The organism is Massilia sp. CMS3.1 (assembly GCF_051262535.1).
In the GTDB taxonomy this organism is placed as follows: domain Bacteria; phylum Pseudomonadota; class Gammaproteobacteria; order Burkholderiales; family Burkholderiaceae_D; genus Telluria.
Map to the genome: position 1 here is coordinate 1 of NZ_JBIMES010000032.1, position 16,741 is coordinate 16,741.

The 16,741-nt window shown below is 53.9% G+C and carries 16 protein-coding genes and 1 pseudogene; 5 read left to right on the forward strand and 12 right to left on the reverse strand.

The window, feature by feature from the left end:
- Window positions 1-78: 78 nt before the first annotated feature.
- From ACHAC9_RS23555 to ACHAC9_RS23610, 12 genes are all read right to left on the reverse strand, one after another.
- Window positions 79-654 carry a DUF6630 family protein gene (locus tag ACHAC9_RS23555; protein WP_435764066.1) on the reverse strand — a complete coding sequence of 192 codons (576 nt, stop codon included), beginning with the start codon at window positions 652-654 and terminating at the stop codon, window positions 79-81.
- Window positions 655-842: 188 nt separating this feature from the next.
- Window positions 843-1,253 carry a hypothetical protein gene (locus tag ACHAC9_RS23560; RefSeq protein WP_435764068.1) on the reverse strand — a complete coding sequence of 137 codons (411 nt, stop codon included), beginning with the start codon at window positions 1,251-1,253 and terminating at the stop codon, window positions 843-845.
- A gap of 837 nt (window positions 1,254-2,090) precedes the next feature.
- Window positions 2,091-2,585, reverse strand: coding sequence for an energy transducer TonB (locus tag ACHAC9_RS23565; protein ID WP_435764070.1), 495 nt, complete (start codon window positions 2,583-2,585; stop codon window positions 2,091-2,093).
- 189 nt (window positions 2,586-2,774) lie between these two features.
- A complete protein-coding gene (locus ACHAC9_RS23570) occupies window positions 2,775-3,386 on the reverse strand; it encodes a DUF3885 domain-containing protein (protein ID WP_435764072.1) in 612 nt (203 codons plus the stop codon).
- Between the two features lie 134 nt (window positions 3,387-3,520).
- A complete protein-coding gene (locus tag ACHAC9_RS23575) occupies window positions 3,521-3,778 on the reverse strand; it encodes a hypothetical protein (RefSeq protein ID WP_435764074.1) in 258 nt (85 codons plus the stop codon).
- Between the two features lie 632 nt (window positions 3,779-4,410).
- The gene (locus ACHAC9_RS23580) at window positions 4,411-4,875 is read right to left on the reverse strand and encodes a hypothetical protein (protein WP_435764076.1); all 465 of its coding nucleotides are present in this window, start codon (window positions 4,873-4,875) and stop codon (window positions 4,411-4,413) included.
- 120 nt (window positions 4,876-4,995) lie between these two features.
- Window positions 4,996-5,253, reverse strand: coding sequence for a hypothetical protein (locus tag ACHAC9_RS23585; RefSeq protein WP_435764078.1), 258 nt, complete (start codon window positions 5,251-5,253; stop codon window positions 4,996-4,998).
- A gap of 112 nt (window positions 5,254-5,365) precedes the next feature.
- On the reverse strand, window positions 5,366-5,719 hold the full coding sequence (locus ACHAC9_RS23590; RefSeq protein WP_435764080.1) for a hypothetical protein: 354 nt from the start codon (window positions 5,717-5,719) through the stop codon (window positions 5,366-5,368).
- A 418-nt stretch (window positions 5,720-6,137) separates the two neighbouring features.
- A complete protein-coding gene (locus ACHAC9_RS23595; RefSeq protein ID WP_435764082.1) occupies window positions 6,138-6,920 on the reverse strand; it encodes a metallophosphoesterase in 783 nt (260 codons plus the stop codon).
- A gap of 785 nt (window positions 6,921-7,705) precedes the next feature.
- Window positions 7,706-9,508 (reverse strand): hypothetical protein, encoded by a 1,803-nt coding sequence (locus ACHAC9_RS23600; RefSeq protein WP_435764084.1) that lies wholly within the window; start codon window positions 9,506-9,508, stop codon window positions 7,706-7,708.
- An 8-nt stretch (window positions 9,509-9,516) separates the two neighbouring features.
- Window positions 9,517-11,193: a hypothetical protein gene (locus ACHAC9_RS23605; RefSeq protein WP_435764086.1), complete on the reverse strand. Its 1,677-nt coding sequence runs from the start codon at window positions 11,191-11,193 to the stop codon at window positions 9,517-9,519.
- Window positions 11,190-12,317 carry a tyrosine-type recombinase/integrase gene (locus ACHAC9_RS23610; protein ID WP_435764088.1) on the reverse strand — a complete coding sequence of 376 codons (1,128 nt, stop codon included), beginning with the start codon at window positions 12,315-12,317 and terminating at the stop codon, window positions 11,190-11,192. Before ACHAC9_RS23610 ends, ACHAC9_RS23605 begins: the two co-directional genes overlap by 4 nt.
- Before the next feature lie 445 nt (window positions 12,318-12,762).
- Between ACHAC9_RS23610 and ACHAC9_RS23615 the strand changes: the two are divergent.
- From ACHAC9_RS23615 to ACHAC9_RS23635, 5 genes and pseudogenes are all read left to right on the forward strand, one after another.
- Window positions 12,763-13,356, forward strand: a pseudogene (locus ACHAC9_RS23615) (ATP-binding protein); the annotation flags it as partial.
- Window positions 13,357-13,404: 48 nt separating this feature from the next.
- On the forward strand, window positions 13,405-13,923 hold the full coding sequence (locus tag ACHAC9_RS23620) for a hypothetical protein (RefSeq protein ID WP_435764090.1): 519 nt from the start codon (window positions 13,405-13,407) through the stop codon (window positions 13,921-13,923).
- On the forward strand, window positions 13,923-14,654 hold the full coding sequence (locus ACHAC9_RS23625) for an ABC transporter ATP-binding protein (protein WP_435764092.1): 732 nt from the start codon (window positions 13,923-13,925) through the stop codon (window positions 14,652-14,654). The genes ACHAC9_RS23620 and ACHAC9_RS23625 overlap by 1 nt, the downstream gene beginning before the upstream one ends.
- Window positions 14,651-16,204 (forward strand): putative ABC transporter permease subunit, encoded by a 1,554-nt coding sequence (locus ACHAC9_RS23630; protein ID WP_435764094.1) that lies wholly within the window; start codon window positions 14,651-14,653, stop codon window positions 16,202-16,204. Before ACHAC9_RS23625 ends, ACHAC9_RS23630 begins: the two co-directional genes overlap by 4 nt.
- A 74-nt stretch (window positions 16,205-16,278) precedes the next feature.
- The gene (locus tag ACHAC9_RS23635; protein WP_435764096.1) at window positions 16,279-16,623 is read left to right on the forward strand and encodes a DUF1840 domain-containing protein; all 345 of its coding nucleotides are present in this window, start codon (window positions 16,279-16,281) and stop codon (window positions 16,621-16,623) included.
- Window positions 16,624-16,741: the final 118 nt, after the last annotated feature.

The following is a 16,741-nucleotide window of genomic DNA, read 5'->3' on the forward strand; positions in this document are numbered from 1 at the left end:
ATTGCAGACATCAGCCCAGCACCTGAGTAAACCCCAAGAAACGGCGTTCCGGGTGATCCCCCAACAAGTTCTTTTGCATCAGTCGTGCGCGTGCTCAAGTTGAAAATCTTCCGATCCTTGGACCTTCAGACCAGCTTCTGCCGCGGCTCGCAGAATCTCTTCTAATTTGTCCATCGACACGAGTAACGCATAATAGGCGTCGTGACCTAAGTCCAGATGAAGTAGCCGGAACCCCCGATGTTCCACCCAGGACGAAAATTCCAACAGCGCTCGCGGAACGGTCAATTTCACTCCGCCTTGCAGATGCCAGATTTCGGTAATCCCGGCAACGATAAGCAGTTCGTTCGCCTGCCATTCCACTTCCTCAGTGGCTTTCCAATCAACTTGCATCAGGACCCACTTGCCCCGACGCTGTCCGTCATCAAGGATGCCGTTTTCGATTGCTTCACTTGCCGCATCGCCCGGCCCCAGGTGTGAAAGTACCGATTTGGTTAGGCGCTGGCTTTCTTCAACACCCAATTGCGCAGTGATGAGTTTAACGAAACGTCTCAATGCCTGTTTAGTCTTTTTTGAAACAGAAAAATACTCTTTGAAAATTTGTGCGTCCGAGAGGCTTTCGTCTACCTCTACGGCTGACTCGGGTGGGGCGGTCAAGTCCCGTCCTAAAAGTTTGCTAAGCAGCTTAAGCATTGGTAAGGAGGCAAAGGCTGTTTGATGAGTAGTGCGTAACGCCCGCTACTGGCCGAAAGCAGCTGTGCCAACAGCATAGCAGCCTGCCCAAGGGAAAAATCCTCAGATTGTCACGAAGGACCGGAACCGACCCGAAGCGGGCGGCAAGGCGATCAAAAATCCCAGCCAACGATGAACCATGCCTTCATTCGTTCTGCTAACCAAAGCCAGGTAACTGGAAAACTAGCAGCAGCGAGAAAGAAAGCAGCAGCGGACAGGCCATGAACTGGCTTGTCGGTCTTGCGGAACTGTTCCTTGAAATACGCTCCAGCCAATCCGGCGACGCCTGCCACCCCAAGGATTACGAAGAAAATAAAGGCACCTGCTGATACCCGAGTTGACGCTACGACCGTAAAAGGCAAACCAATCGCGGCAGCGATGAGAACGGTACTCATCGCTACGAGAATCAATGTAGCCGCCAGCCGCCCCTGGGCTCGCAAAATAGCTTGTGCACCTGACTTGATGCCCAAGTAAGAAAAGCCAATGAGCATCACGAGAAACATTGGTATAAGAATAATTCCCATCTACACCCTTAGATTGTTAAACGCCGGAACGGGCGGCTGGGAACTCAACTTCTTCGCTCACTTATGTCTGCTCTTGGCCCAGGCTGTGTAAAAACGCGAAATCGCGACGTTTTCAGGGGTCGCTTTACCATTCCCAACGTCGAGAAAACGCCATAGCGAGCGTTCTCGAGGGTCAGGCATCGCAAGTTGGCTGCGCGATTTGCGTTTTTACACAGCCTGGGCCGAGAGCAGCCTGTGGTATCAGGATAGCAGCTTGCCAACCGGGAAAATCCGCAGATTGTCACGAAGGGCTGGAACCGACCCTTAGCGGACATCGGCATGTTGCCCATTCAGGTAGGCGACAAGATCGAAGAAACTACCAACCGGCCCAGCCCTCCAACAATGAGGGTGACAAAAATGAAACTTAGACCGTAGTAGAAAATTTCCATTCCTGTTTCAAACCTGGATTGGTCACGCCACCGCTCGTGCACTGTAGAGCGGTACGCCGGCGAAAACAAGTAACACCATACGGCCATCCCTTCGATAGTATGACCAACGATATCGATGACTGCGGAAATTGCCACGTTCGCCCCTTTTCGCATTGCCGTTCATGTCCGCTTTTGGCCCGATTTCGGACTTCGGTGGCGTCCCCTTTACGACCCAGGCTGTGTAAAAACGCCGCCTCAGGCGAATTTGCTTACAGCCTCGACCATTCAAAACGACCGCCACGGCATTTTCGGAGAGTCGGCAACAGGAAACCGACCCACGAAAAAGCGTTGATCGCGCGTTTTTACACAGGCTGGACCCAAAGCAGCCTTAAGCGTGAAATCGTTTAGGCTTCTGACTGCCCCATTGGTTCTAAGGCTGCGCGGCGGCCGTGGGTGGCACTTGAGGTCTGCCGGCGGGGGCCAATGACCAGACGTATTGGACCGGAACCCAGGCGCGCTGTGGCTGGCCATCTTTGACGGCCGGCTTGAAGCGGCATTTGGACAGTGCAGAAAGCGCCGCCTCGTCGAGCGATAAGTCGCCGCTGGATTTCAGGATATTGGACTGGGCGACGCTGCCATCGGTATCGATCAGGAAGCGGATGGTCGTGGTGCCCTGCGAACCGCGCCGGAGCGCTTCCTTCGAATATTCGGGTTTGGCGCATGTGGCGTTCGTCCGGGCCGACGTCGTCGTGCTGGCGACGGCGGTGCTACCGAGTATGACGGTGTCTGCTTGTGCGGCGGGCGCCTGGACACAGCCGGCGAGGCTGGACAGGGCCGAGATAAGGGTCAGGCCAAGGAATACGATCGCCCCATTCGATTTGAAGCGTGAGTTCGCGGCAACGACCGCTCGTTCAATGCGTAACATAATACTCCTGGTTGCGCCCATAGCTGGTATGCAGCTTGATGGGCGGGTAAATGAGTTGCCTAGAGAATAGCAAACCTGACAACGAACCATGCGCTTTTCGGCGACTTGAACTTCCGCTTCTGGCCGGAAGCAGTCTACCAGCGAAGGACCGCAACCGACCCAGAGCAGACGTCTATAGTGTGTCGGAGACTACGGTTGCCCGAACGTCTGGCGCATGACTTCCAAGTCGTACTCGAGTAACAAATCATTATGTCGCATGTATAGCTCGGCTAGGGCCGACTTATGTCGACCAATTACGTCCATGCCCCTATCGTCGTAGGGGTGACAAACAATGCCCTTGTGCGAGTTGAGCAGGTAGACGCGGCAATGTGGATTCGGGTGTAACGAGCCAAAATCGGTAGCGACGGCACACCAAAGTAGGTTTTGCAGTTTGGCCACCGGGACTTCGAAAGCGCAGCTGACCCAATGTCCAGCTCCGTAGTCGTCATCCTCGTCAGTTTTATCTACCCACACATCCCTGACGCTTGGTACGACGATTCCGGCCAGTCGAAGCTCGCGAAGCATCTCGCGAAGGCTAAAACGCGAAGCTGATGCGAAGGCCTGTAGATGAACAAGGATCCGCTCTTCTCCCATAAACACATCATCGCAAACAGCAGTTGCCTTGCGCAGAGCCGTCAGCACTTGGTCGAGCGGACTGTCTCCACTTGATAGTTCAAAGCGAAGACTTCCAGGAAACCTGTAAAACAGTCCAAATCGATACGTGTCCCCGACGGCTTCCTGAATTTTTTCTCTGAACATCATAAGGTCATTCTCTGCTGTAGCAGCAGGAGGCGCAAGAGGTATTGGCGGGACTCAAAGTGACCGCTCCTAGCCGGTTGTAGACCTACCCTGAACATCCGCATCCGACCCATTGCAGACGTTTCTGGGCCCCGTAGTCAATCGTCGAAAACGACGCTCTCAACCCAGATGCGCTCTCCCGGATGATGATCTTCGATAGTAGACAGGGCCCTTTGGATTGTCGCCTTGTCGGCATTCTCGAACGAGTAAATAAACCGGGTGATATTGCTACGCTCAAGCTTCGCAAAATCCGCCTCAGACAACGCATTTGCCCCGCACCATACAGGCATCTGCACTGCTTCAGGAGTATCAAGGATTTCTTGCAGACCTTGCGGAGTCAGAGCTAAGTACACCATGTCAACCTCAGTTATAACGTCATGATTTGAGCGGGTTGCGACGTCCGCTCCTGGCCGTTGGCGGACCTATTGTAACTTCCGCTACCGACCCATTGCAGACGTTCGCGAACACCCTTAAATCAGCCCGACTCTTGCTCAGAGAATCGCGCTATCAACGATCTGCACGCCTCACTACCTACCTCAGCTGCCCACCCCTCGGCGCTTTGAATCTCAGGCTCGAGTTTGGCTAACGCCTCCGCACTCCAATGCCGTCGCACCTCGCCGAGGGGAAGCGCATCGGTATCAGAATCGATACCGACAAAGGTTAGAAAGTCAGCGTCGCTGTCGGCCACATCAACGTCGTGACGAAGGGCAGAAAGCCGTCGTGAACCGACCAAGTAACCTAAATGGCCATCAAGCATTGCTTGTGCTGTCTCGACCACCTGCCGTCGCTTGGACTCGACATACTCGTTGTGGCTTAAGTGTGTGGGCATATGGAACTCGCTGTGATACGTTGGAACACTAGGTAAACGCTGTACGTCTCGTAATGACCGCTATTGGCCGTTGGCGGACCTATTGTAACTTCCGCTACCGACCCGAAGCGGACATTTTGTGCGGGTTCATTACATCCGCGGCTTGAGGCCAACTACCGCTTAGCTGTCCAGCACCTCTAGTAGTTCTTTCAAGTGTCGGATCTTAAACTTTCTCCATTCCTCCAGCTCACTATGGCCGGGAATGCGTTTATCGATCATCAGCTTAAGCGCCCACACATCCAGACCATAGAAATCGTACTGCTGCAGCAATTGCTCTAGAGGCAAAGTGATCAGCACGTCACGCGGCCATGTGGGCAACACGTAGCGTAGAAGTCGATATTTAAGCGCAGGTTTGATCGACGCCTCGAGCGCCTTGCAGGCAAGATCTCGAGCTGGCGCACCTAACTCAGCAAAGAACGGCTGAATGGCAGACTCAACAACTGGACCACCAGTCTCCAGCCATTGAAAAAGATGTGGCAATACGGGTGCTATCGCAGGATAACCTAAGGCCAACAGTTCTTTAACCCCCTCAACATCATTGCCGTTCTTCGGCAGCCTTGAAGTCAGTTTTTTATCAATTTTCATGTTATTTGCGGCTCTGCTTATGCCCACTGTACGTCAGTCTCAAGGACTGCTTCTGGCCGATTGCTGCCGTCCAGTGGACGGCAGCTTACGACCCATTGCAGACGTTTCTGGGCCCCGTAGTCAATCGTCGAAAACGACGCTCTCAACCCAGATGCGCTCTCCCGGATGATGATCTTCGATAGTAGACAGGGCACTTTGGATTGTCGCCTTGTCGGCATTCTCGAACGAGTAAATAAACCGGGTGATATTGCTACGCTCAAGCTTCGCAAAATCCGCCTCAGACAACGCATTTGCCCCGCACCATACAGGCATCTGCACTGCTTCAGGAGTATCAAGGATTTCTTGCAGACCTTGCGGAGTCAGAGCTAAGTACACCATGTCAACCTCAGTTATAACGTCATGATTTGAGCGGGTTGCGACGTCCGCTCCTGGCCGTTGGCGGACCTATTGTAACTTCCGCTACCGACCCAAACCGGACGTTCACTTCTAGTTAAAATTCGGCGTATTTGGCCCAAGCCATACCGAAATACGCGAGCGTAGCGCCACTGATCGCTGCAAGCGCCGATGCTTCGAGCGACCATCTCCACAGGACAGACAATAACAATGCTGCTGCGACGCCAAACAAGATACGACCAATCGAACTCGACTTGATTTTCAAATCGGATTCTGGATCGAATGCGTAAATCCCACCGAGCAAAAATCCGAAACAGCCAAAGGAGCCAACTCCAAGAATCGCTCTCGACAAAGATACTCCCCTCAATGGCACAGCATTGAGTAAAGCTGCGCACCCCGCTACCGTAGCAAAAATAATCGCGAGAACAAGCGCCTTACGAAAGACGGTCATGTCTACCCTTCAATTGAATGTTATCGCTGTGCGTCAACGACCGCTTTTGGCCGAGAGCAGCCTGTGGATCAGGATAGCAGCTTGCCAACCAGGAAAATCCGCAGATTGTCACGAAGGGCTGGAACCGACCCTTCGCGGACCTTCGTCGGTACTTCTGGTGTTACCGGCTTTGCCGCCGTGCAAACACCATGAACTCAACATCCTTCGGATCAGCGAGCCATCTTGCTGCGATCATCGATCCGGGGTTTTCTGCGTTCAGTAGGTCCGCATCCGGTTGCCATGTTTTGCTATCCGGATCACCAAAGCCCACCGTGCATCCTGACCTGATAAGCGCAGTCGTAACGCGCGCGATCACCAAGGGAAACTTCGGTCCTCGGCATCGGCGCGAGACCAGACTTCCGTCCACGGACGGAGGAGGTTAACTTAATTCCACAATGAAGCTCGGATCGAAATCATCATTTTCGGCGTGGCCGCCTCTCATCATATAGCCTAAAGGATTGGCCACGACTCTGCATTGGTCGACAGAATAATCAAAGCTCGTGTGAGTATGTCCGTGAATCCATAGGGTTGCGAGACGGACGACCTCATCTAGGTCTGACGCAAATGCACCCGAAACCAGATCTGAAGCATATTGGGGCGCAACAGATCGCCTCGATGGCGCCATATGCGTAATGACCACTGTCGGGCCCAGGAAAGAGTCACTGAGCTTTGCCTCGAGCCATGACCTTTGTTCCGCATGGAGCTGTGCGGTGTCCTGTGGCCGTAACTTGCGATAGCCCGCCGACGCCACACGTATCCGATGGTAGTCGTTCATCAAGTTCCCAGTATTGTCCATGACATTACGTCTGAGATTGGAACCAAACAGCAAGAAGTCAGTCCACAGCGTCACCCCCAAGAAACGTACGCCTTGCAGTACGTACTCGTCACAGTCGAGGTAATGCACATTCGAATACTTCTCGCACTCGACACGTATCGCGTTTCCCATATGATCAAGGGCTTCTCCGTAAAATTCGTGATTGCCGGAGACATACATTACTGGGGTGTCTGAGAAGGTCCGAGCTGCCCAGGCCGGAGCGCGGGCCTTCGTATGGATGTCTCCAGCTAACACCACGACATCCGGACGACTAGCCCTAGTGTCGAACTTTGGGGCAAAGTCGCGCCACGCTTCAAGATGGAGATCAGACAAAACCAGCAAACGCATTTAGCTTCCTTCAAATTGCGAGATCGCCACTGGCGGCAAGCCGTTAGCGGTCCACTTATCGCCCGCGCGGATCACAATGGCGCGCAGTTTGTCCAAGGAATTTTCCATACGGTCAATATAGCACCTCGTCTTGCGCCCGGTATGGCTCTTTGGCACTGTACAAGCTCTCAAGACGCAGAAGCGACGATCTCGGAAGCATCTCAAAATAGTCCACGAAAGTATTTGGGCCACGTAGTTGCTGAGCATACGAAATAGACCGCAGTCGGCTCAACCATGCGTAGCAAGCTCGTCGCGTAAGTAGATGGTCACGCTTGTCTCGCACTCCGAGGTCCTATATTTCAACAACGATCCCGACCGCCAAGTCATAGATCTAACCTATCGGCGCATCTTTCGACTACGGCTTCCGTTTTTTCCTTCCTCAGACTCTTTCTTAGCCTTCAATTGCTTCGCTAAGCTCTCGTTCTCGAGCTGTAATTCTATACACTGGGCAATCAGCGCAGATACAACCTTCCGTAGGTCACCAACCTTTGACTGTGAAATACGGCTCTGACTAAAGCTATTTTTATCTGGGGGCTCCATTTTATTCAAGAGCTTAATCTTCGCGACAAGGTCTGGGTAAGAGCTATATAAGTTTGCTCGGCTAACTTTTGCAAGCTTACATATCTCTACGACTGAAACACTTGTGTTTGGACCAAGGTTTTCCAGGTACGTCAATACATTCTCCACACTTTGACGAGGGCCGACGCTCAGAGCAGCGTATTTTCCTTTCATTCAGAATGCTCCACCTAATCTAGTACGCTAACAAATTTTGCGGTCAAGTCATTCAATATTTTTCCTGCCTCACTTAGTCTCGCATTCACAAATTCGCTCGTTTGAACGGGGATATCATGGTTCCTCAAAAAATCTTCGTCGCGCGCATATCTTTGCTCCCACCAGCCGCGATATTTCTCAGAGACGGCAAAGTTTTGACAACTGGAGCACGTGCTTGGACTTCTGTTTATCGAATTAGGGCCCGTGGGGCCACCGCGGCATGCAGACACATCCTGTTGGTAGAGACAATAGCCCCAATCGCAAGGCGCAAGTTTAACTCCTTGCTTAATCATCCGGTCAACAATGGCATGGATCGCAACTCGACCGGAGAATTTCAACTCTATTTCAACTGAGTCACGCAGTTGCGACAACGCCCTTGCTCCTTTACCCCCAAGTGTTTCGCTCGAAAGCAAATCCATCAAACCTTCTGCAAGATCTGCCCTATTTTCTTCATCAAGCATTTCTTTTAGTTCAATATCCGTACCTACATACGCGCCGTCTAAAAATGCCGCATATAAATGTCCATAATGCTGGACTAACGCACCAAGCCCGCGTTTATCACGAAGAGTCACGAAACGGGCGAACGTTTTACGTCCCCGATGCGGGTGTAAATCTCCGAAATAAGGTTCAGCACGATGCGATGATCGAGCAAAATCAACCAACAAATTTCGCAGAGTCGTATACGACGGGGGGCGGATCTTAGTCCCAACCCTCGCTCTTAAACCATTTCCCATAATATTTTGAAAAAGATGGACTTGCTCTCTTCCCGTAGCAATCGGGCCATTCATATCTTGCAATGCTTTGATTGCCGTGACGACTTCTTCCGGTGCTACCCAGCCTCTTTTCAAACCCTTTTTCTTGGCCGCAACTCCGTTGACATACCGGTACTGCATCCCATCTTCATGCACCTCATAGGTGATGTTATTGGCATCAAGAGAATTAGCCTCACTTATTCTCATCCCTATTAAAAAGAGAATTTCGACAAGCACAGCCCCCTTCGTCAGGCGCACCGCTCGACGTAAAATCTCGGCCGTGGTCTTAGACTCATCTTTTAGAAGATCAAAAATTTTTTTATATTCTTCTCGATGAGAGATTTTTTCGAACGCGCTGGCCGTTCTCTTTGTGACCTGCTTCTTAGTCAGCCCCACACAGCAACCGACTTCCATTTCGATTTGTTGAAGCAACAAGATCAATAATGGCGCAATATCCTTAATCCAGACTAATGCGTCCAGAATAAGCGATTTGGCAACTTCCAAGGGAAGAGCTTTCCAAGGCACAAGGTCACTGCCCTTCTTAACTAAGGAATCTAGGCCAATTGAACAGTGTGGATCGAAACGTATTGGACTAGTATAGTGCTTACGAACTAGGAAGAGTTCGCGGAAGAATGTAACGTATGAAGAGATTGTTTTTGCGCGAGGAACCCTCCCCTTAGCCTGTACACACACGACCTTATCTGCGATATATTCGACTAAGTCTTCTTCTCTGACATCACTCATAAGCCAGATGCCCCTTTGAGTCAGCCATTCAGCGAACGCCCAGAGGCGGTTCACCTTACTATAGACGGTTAGAGGACTGAGCTGGCCGTTGCATGATTCGGCCCTCTTGACCAGAGCCTCAAGTAACTCGCGAACGGACTGCTTAAAGTATTCTCTCTGATGCTTCGTCCCTGCTCCTAGAAAAGTCAATTCATCCCAAACAATGTCGCGGGCGCCATTAGAGGTCCCCGGATAGGGAAGAATTTTCCACGTCTTAGAACTAAGTTTTTCGATACTGAGCATTAACATTCCTATTCGAGAGTGGGAATATTTATCGATCCCATTAATAGATAAGCCTTTTCAATCATTGCCCGATTAGCCTTCGGAAGTAGTTCGTTGTCAATGATTTCTTGCATTCCGCCGTATACAGCGTTGAACCTTTCGCGCCATCCTTCAGCGGTAGCCCGGTTGCGCGTTTCGCCTAGTATTTTAGAACTCATCAAAAGCTTTGCGAGTACATGTAAATCATCTAATACAACAATCGATCCGGAACAGCCGGCACATCCATTAAATTTTGGACAACGCTTTCCTGGGACGCTTCCAGGTGCAATTCCGGCAAAGGGATCCTTACAATCAAAGCCAAAAAGCGTACTCATTAGCCTCGGCTGCCGTTTAGGGTTCGCCGTCGGCAGGATGACTGGAGTAGAAGGGACACCATTTTCAGATTCTAAAATTAATAGCCCCTGAAATCTACTTATTAGTCGATCATTTCTTCGAGATAAAGATTGCCTTGCATAAATTACTGTAGTTCGAGGACTTGCATGATTTAGTCGCCTTTGCGCAACGCCAATATCATCCGTCTCTTCAAAATGTAGCGTCCCGTTGGTTGCTCTACACTGTTCGAAATCAAAGTCTATTAACTCATTTTTAGAAATAAAGTTCTTTAATAAATTATGAAGTGTTTGCGCGCATGGGACGCTAACGCCATGTCGAGTTCGTGCGATAAAAAGTTTGCCCTTGAATTTACGTGGCGCGCGCTCAACAAGACCCGCGTTTAGCAACAACAACTGATCGATTAAGTTCGCCGCGTTACGTGGACGATGACTGGCAAAATCAGCCAACTGTTCTCTATTTGCACGTGGCTTCATCCATGTAACTCTTCTTCTATCGGTCCGAACTGGGTGGCCTTTAACACAATCTCTATTCATGTGTTGGATAGCCATAGGATTGCCGGCACATTGAATTAAGATCGCGACATAAAAGGGTAGTATGTCTTTTGTCACGAGGAATAACATTTCCGTGACCGCGGCAAGTCCGAACAAATTCAACACTGGTCGATTAGAGAAGCCACTACCTCGGCTATTTAGCTTCGATTGAATCGGGATATCGCCGGCACCTAACTCCAAGAGCTCAACGAGCAGACGTTTTAAATCGGACTCGCTTTGCGTCAGTTCGTTACTCGAAAGAATTTTTTTACCGCACTCAAGACGGCTAACAATCTCATCAATCTCCAGATAACATGCCCGCAGAATCGCTTTAGTATCAGCTTCGCTTAGGGGTGTTGCAGACTCTGGTTCTTGTCGATAAAAACCAGCAACATCGAGTGAATGTGCATAGGGCAACACATCAGATCTATTTCTCCCAATCCAAGCCAACGATCTCTTTACATCGTTAAAATGAGACTGTCTCGTGCTATCTGCCAAAGGTTGAGTAGCCAGCCAACCGCGAAATTCCGCCAGCGTTTCATTATTTAGGATAGGTTTAGATTCCGAGTGATCAGATATAATGAACTTGGCAAACTTCTTAAGACACCGCCAAGTCTGGCGTCGAGATTCTTGGGAGTTTTGGCCAGTAAGCGCATCGAAACTTTCTTTCAAAACCTCAGCAATCCGGAGGCTAATTCCTAAATTTTCGAAGTCGAGTCGAGAGACCACATTTCCAAACTCGTCAGTTATCTCTGAAATATATTTTTTTTCAAGCATGCTCATGCGACCGATGCCGCCCCGTAGAGAAAGCTTAGAGCTTCGGCCACCTCGTCAGAATATACATCCATAGCCCTCAAATATATCTGAGTAGACTCAAGAGATCTGTGACCCATCAAAATTTGAAGAGTCTTCAGAGGATTGACCGAACCTCCAGCATTCGCTTTTCTTTGGAGAATTTCTAAAGTCGTTACTGCAAAGGTATGCCTTAAATGATGCAAAACCGCGCCAATTCCAAATTTGTCTGCACACCTCCGGAAAACCCTCGAGATTTCTTCGCGCTGCAGTTTATACCCGTTTGGACTCAGAAATAGTACATCTTCCATACCTTTTTTCGGAGTCGGCCGACTGGTTTGAATATACCAAATGGTGTCATGCAACAAAGCGTTAGGAAAATATGTGGTGATCAACCGTCCGCCTTTCCGATAGACATCCATTTCGCCTATTTCGTTCAAATCTCCGTACGTAAGGGACTCCACTTGTCCCTTGCTTAAGCCGCATAACTCGAAACGCCTGAGTCCTGCTGTAACGGCCCACTTAAAAGCGAGATTATAGGGTTCTGGCGCAATGCCAATTATATTTTTAAGTTCAGTAGCTTTCACTATTTTAGGAAGCCGCTGCTCGGGAGGCAGAGTGTAACGCATCGGCCCACCCATTCCGAGCGGGCTAAAGAACTTACCATTGGATTGTCCCCATTCGTGGAATCTTCTTGCCGTCTCCACGCGAGCAATTACCGTGCTGCGATACGCTTTTTGTCTCGGTTCCGAAAATCCCGAATTCCTATTCCAAACAGTATTTCGAAAAATTTGCAGATCGGCTTCAGTAACTAACTCAAGAAGTAGATTTTTTGATGAAAGATAGTTGAGCCACAGTACAAGTGAGTACCCATATGAGCGCACCGTATCTCCGGTCAAACTTGTACTTTCCAAAGCACGCTCCGCAAGATACGTCGTACTGAGCCAATGTATTTTGTTGTCCCGGTTAAGGATCGCGGCGATGAGAGGCACGTCGTTTGTCCTCCACATGGTTGGTTCGAACGGCCCCAGATCGAATTCCTGACGAACGTCATGAATGAGAGGCAAGACAGTCGATGGCCGTATCAGCTCAAGCCGGTAAGGTTTCATTTCCATTGTGTCAAACTAGGTCCTAAGTTGTCAGAAAGCAAGTCCGTGGCGGCTCCACAGCACACATTCCATCACAAAACTCAAGAAATTGCAAAAAACCTCTTATAATCAATGGGTTAGAGGATTAGGTTATATCTTAAAAACCATACTGCGGCGGGACGTAATCGGCGAATTCTAGGGTCGCCACTAAGGGCGGCTCGTCTCTTAGTGTCCTTGGCAGTGTCCACGTTCGATCTCTCACCTACGTTATGTCAGTACACGGCTTGCTACCATCGAAAAATTTCATCGTGCGACGGGTCACTGCTACAGAACTTGGCTTTTGAATGTAGGCCAGAACGGGCTTGTTTTAGGTAAGTGCTAAGGACTGGCCTACTGGAAGTTGGGGCAACGTGGATCTAGAAGGGCTAGGACAGGCCGTCAGAATGTACGGACAGACAGAAAGAATCATGTAATGCCGGAGTTCGACCGCAAGGTGCTCGAGGTATTGCGCCAGCCGCTAGAATCGGGGCGCATCACGATCTCGCGCGCAGGCAACCAAGCCGATTTTCCGGCGCGCTTCCAGCTCATCGCCGCGATGAACCCCTGCCCTTGCGGCTGGCAGGGCCACCCTTCCGGCAAGTGCCACTGCACCAACGAAGCCGCGCTGCGCTACCGCGACCGTATCTCTGGCCCCTTGCTCGACCGCATCGACATGCAGATCGAAGTGAACGCCATGTCGCCCGATGCGATGAGTGCGCGCGCCGAGGGCGAGAGCAGTGGGAGCATCGCCGAGCGCGTCGCCCGCGCCCATGCCATGCAATTGGAGCGCCAGGGCAAGCCGAACGGCCGCCTGAACACGCACGAGATCGAACGCCATTGCGCGCTCGACCCGCTCGGCGAGCGGACGCTGCGCTCTGCCATGTCGCTGATGAACTGGTCTGCCCGCGCCTATCATCGGGTGCTGAAGGTGGCGCGCACGATCGCCGACCTGGCGGGAGAGCCGGCAATTGGCGCAGCGCATATGGCCGAAGCGGTGCAGTACCGGCGCGGCCTGCAGGAGCGTTGAGCCGTGGCCGAGCTAGCGCAGGGGCAGCCGCCCTGCTACCATCGGCCCATGCAAAAACGACTATTTTGTGCGCTGCCGCTGGCGGCCACCCTGCTCCTGCTTGGCTGCAATCCGACCTATAACTGGCGCGACTACAGCAGTCCCGATGCGCCTTACCGGATCATGTTCCCGGCCAAGCCCGCGACACATACGCGCGCCGTCGACCTGGACGGCATGCAAGTCGAGATGACGATGACGGCCGCCGAGGTCGAAGGCGTGATGTTCGCGGTGGGTACCGGCGTCGCACCGGACCCGGCGCGCGCCCAGGCTGCGGTCGCGGCCATGAAGACGGCGCTCGTGCGCAACATCGGTGCGAAGGTCGAGCACGAAAGCGCGGCGGCGGCGGCCGGTGCGGACTCCGCCATCGATATCGATGCGGTCGGCAATGCCAACGGCCAGCCGATGAAGCTGCGCGGCCACTTCGCAGCCCATGGCAAGCGTTTTTACCAGGTGATCGTGATGGGGAGGGCAACAGCAATGACACCTGAACACACCGACCAGTTCATCTCGTCGTTCACATTACTGTGATGGCGGACGCGCCTGCGCTCGTCCTGACTGGGCTTAGCAAAAGTTTCGGCCGCCCCGCGGTCGACCGGCTGGACCTCACGGTCGCGCGCGGCGAATTCTATGCGCTGCTGGGCCCGAATGGCGCGGGCAAGACGACGACCTTGCGCATGGTCGCCGGCTTGCTGGCACCCACTGCGGGACGGATCGAGGTGCTGGGCATCGACCTGGCCGTCGATCCGGCGGCGGCCAAGCGCCGCATTGCGTATCTGCCGGACGACCCGATGCTGTATGGGAAGCTGAAACCGGTCGAATACCTGGAGTTCGTCGCGGGCCTGTGGGGCATCGATGGCAAAGCGGCCGAGCCACGGGCGCGTGAGCTGCTTGCCTGGCTCGACCTGGACAAGCACGCGCATGAACTGACCGAGGGATTTTCGCGCGGCATGAAGCAAAAGCTGGCACTGGCCGGCGCCCTGATCCATGCGCCGGAGCTGCTGATCCTGGATGAACCGCTGACCGGGCTCGACGCCGGCGCCGCGCGCCAGGTCAAGGATCTTCTGCTGTCCCACGTCGCCAAGGGCGGCACGGTCATCCTGACGACGCACATCCTGGAAGTTGCCGAGCGCCTTGCGCAGCGCATCGGCATCATCCAGCATGGCCGGCTGATCGCCCAGGGCACGCTCGACGAGTTGCGCGTCGCAGCGCCAGGTGCAACGCTGGAAGAGATGTTCCTCCGTCTGACAGGCCCGGCGTGAACCTGAGGCCCGGCAGTACCCTCTGGCTGCTGCGCCATGAACTGCGGCTGTTCTGGTACACGCGCTTCGCATCCGGCAAGAAAGGCGCGCCGCGCCGGCCGAACTGGCGTGTGCTGGGTAGCGGCCTGCTGGTGTGGTTCGCCCTGCACGCCGGCGTCTTTGCCCTGCTGCGCGCGGCAGGCCCGGCCGCCGCTCCCGTGCCCCTTCCATTCGTGGTCGCGGTGAGCGCCATCTTGCTGGTGACCTTCCTCTTCATGCTATCGAGCGCATTGAAGGCAAGCGTCGAGACCCTGTTCGACCGCGGCGACATGGACTTGCTGTTGTCCTCGCCCCTGCCCTCGCGCAGCATTTTCGGCGTCAAGCTGGCCGGCATGGCCTTCGGTGTCGCAGGCCTGTACCTGTTCTTCCTGGCGCCCTTCGCCCATGTCGGCCTGCTGCTGGGGCAGTTCCGCTGGATGGCGCTGTATCCGGTCCTGATTGCGATGGCGGTGCTGGCGGCCTCCATGGCAATGCTGCTCACGCTTTTCCTCGTGCGCCTGCTCGGCGCCCGGCGTACCCGCGTGGTGGCGCAGGTCCTCGGTGCACTGGCGGGCGCCTTCCTGTTCCTGCTGTCGCAGGCCGGTACCTTCATGTCGCAGGAAGGCGGTCCGGCGCCGTCGGCGCTGGAGAAGGTGATGGCTGCGGCGCAGTCGCTTGACCCGCAGAGCCTGCTTTTGCTGCCGGCACGCGCAGCGCTGGGTGACGCACCAGCGGTTGCCGTCATCGCCGGACTGGGGGTGCTGTGTGCCCTGCTGACGATCAGGTCGACGCACCGTTTCTTTGTGCGCGGCCTGCAACAGGCGGCAAGCAGCGGGCAGCTGCCTCAACGCGGCGGGCAGGTGCGTTATCGCTTCGACCGTGGCCTGGCGGCAGCCGTCATCGTCAAGGAATGGCGCCTGGTCCGGCGCGATCCGCATCTCATTTCACAGGTGCTGCTGCAGTTGCTGTATTTGCTGCCGCTGTGCTTGCTCGTGTTCCGGAAAGACGCGCTGCAGCTGCCCGCCATGGCGGCCGGCCTGACGATGCTGTCCGGCTCGCTCAGCGCGGCGCTATCCTGGATCATCCTGCTGGCGGAAGATGCGCCCGACCTGCTGCAATCATCACCCGCCCGGTCTGCAACGGTACGGATGGCGAAACTGGCGGCGGCCGTCATTCCGGTATTCGGATTGGTGGTAGTGCCGCTGGTGTGGCTGACCGTACGTGCGCCGCTGGCTGGCACCTTGACGGCAGCCACCGTCTGCGGCGCCGTACTGGGCGCGGCACTGATCAACCTGTGGACTGGCCGGCCAATGACGCGCGGCGAGTTCCAGAGCCGCGGCAAAGGCAACGTTGCAACCAGGCTGCTCGAGCTGTGCAGCCTGCTCGCGTGGGCGGCGCTGGCCTCGCTGCTGCCACGTGCATTGGAAGGTGCGCCGGCCGGTATCGCTTTCGCCGGCGCACTTGTCGCCGCTGCGGCAATTGCGCTCGGCACCCTGCCACTTGCCTGGCTGCTGCGCCATCGCGTCCGCTAGCAGCGTGTGCGGGGTGACCGCACCCGGTACTCGTGTTATCGTTTAGTTACGATGAAAATACACGAGACCGCATTATGTTAATTACTTTCAAAACCAAGGCCTATCCCGACGTGATGATGTACCAAGATCACGCCAAGCGGATTCTTGACCTGCTGAACAAGGCGCCGGAAATCGGCGTCATCACCTCGGCCGAGGCCGAGCGCGCCGTCACGCTGCTCGAGCACGAAATCGAAGAAAGCCGCAAGCATCCACCGACCGAACTGGTCGAGCAGGATATCAAGGCGCATCGCAGCGAGGATGACGACGATCCGGATCACGAACAAGTTCAGATGGTCAGCTTTTCAACCCGGGCCTACCCGATGCTCGAGATGCTGCGGGCGGCGCGCGACAGCAAGTGCGACATCCTCTGGGGCGTCTGAACCCGGTTCGAGCTGGTGAAATGAGGCGGCCTGGCTGCCTCATTGCGGTCGCCATGGCGATAAATGAAGAAATCAAACGCACAAAGCAAAAAACCCCACCAGGATCACCTGGTGGGGT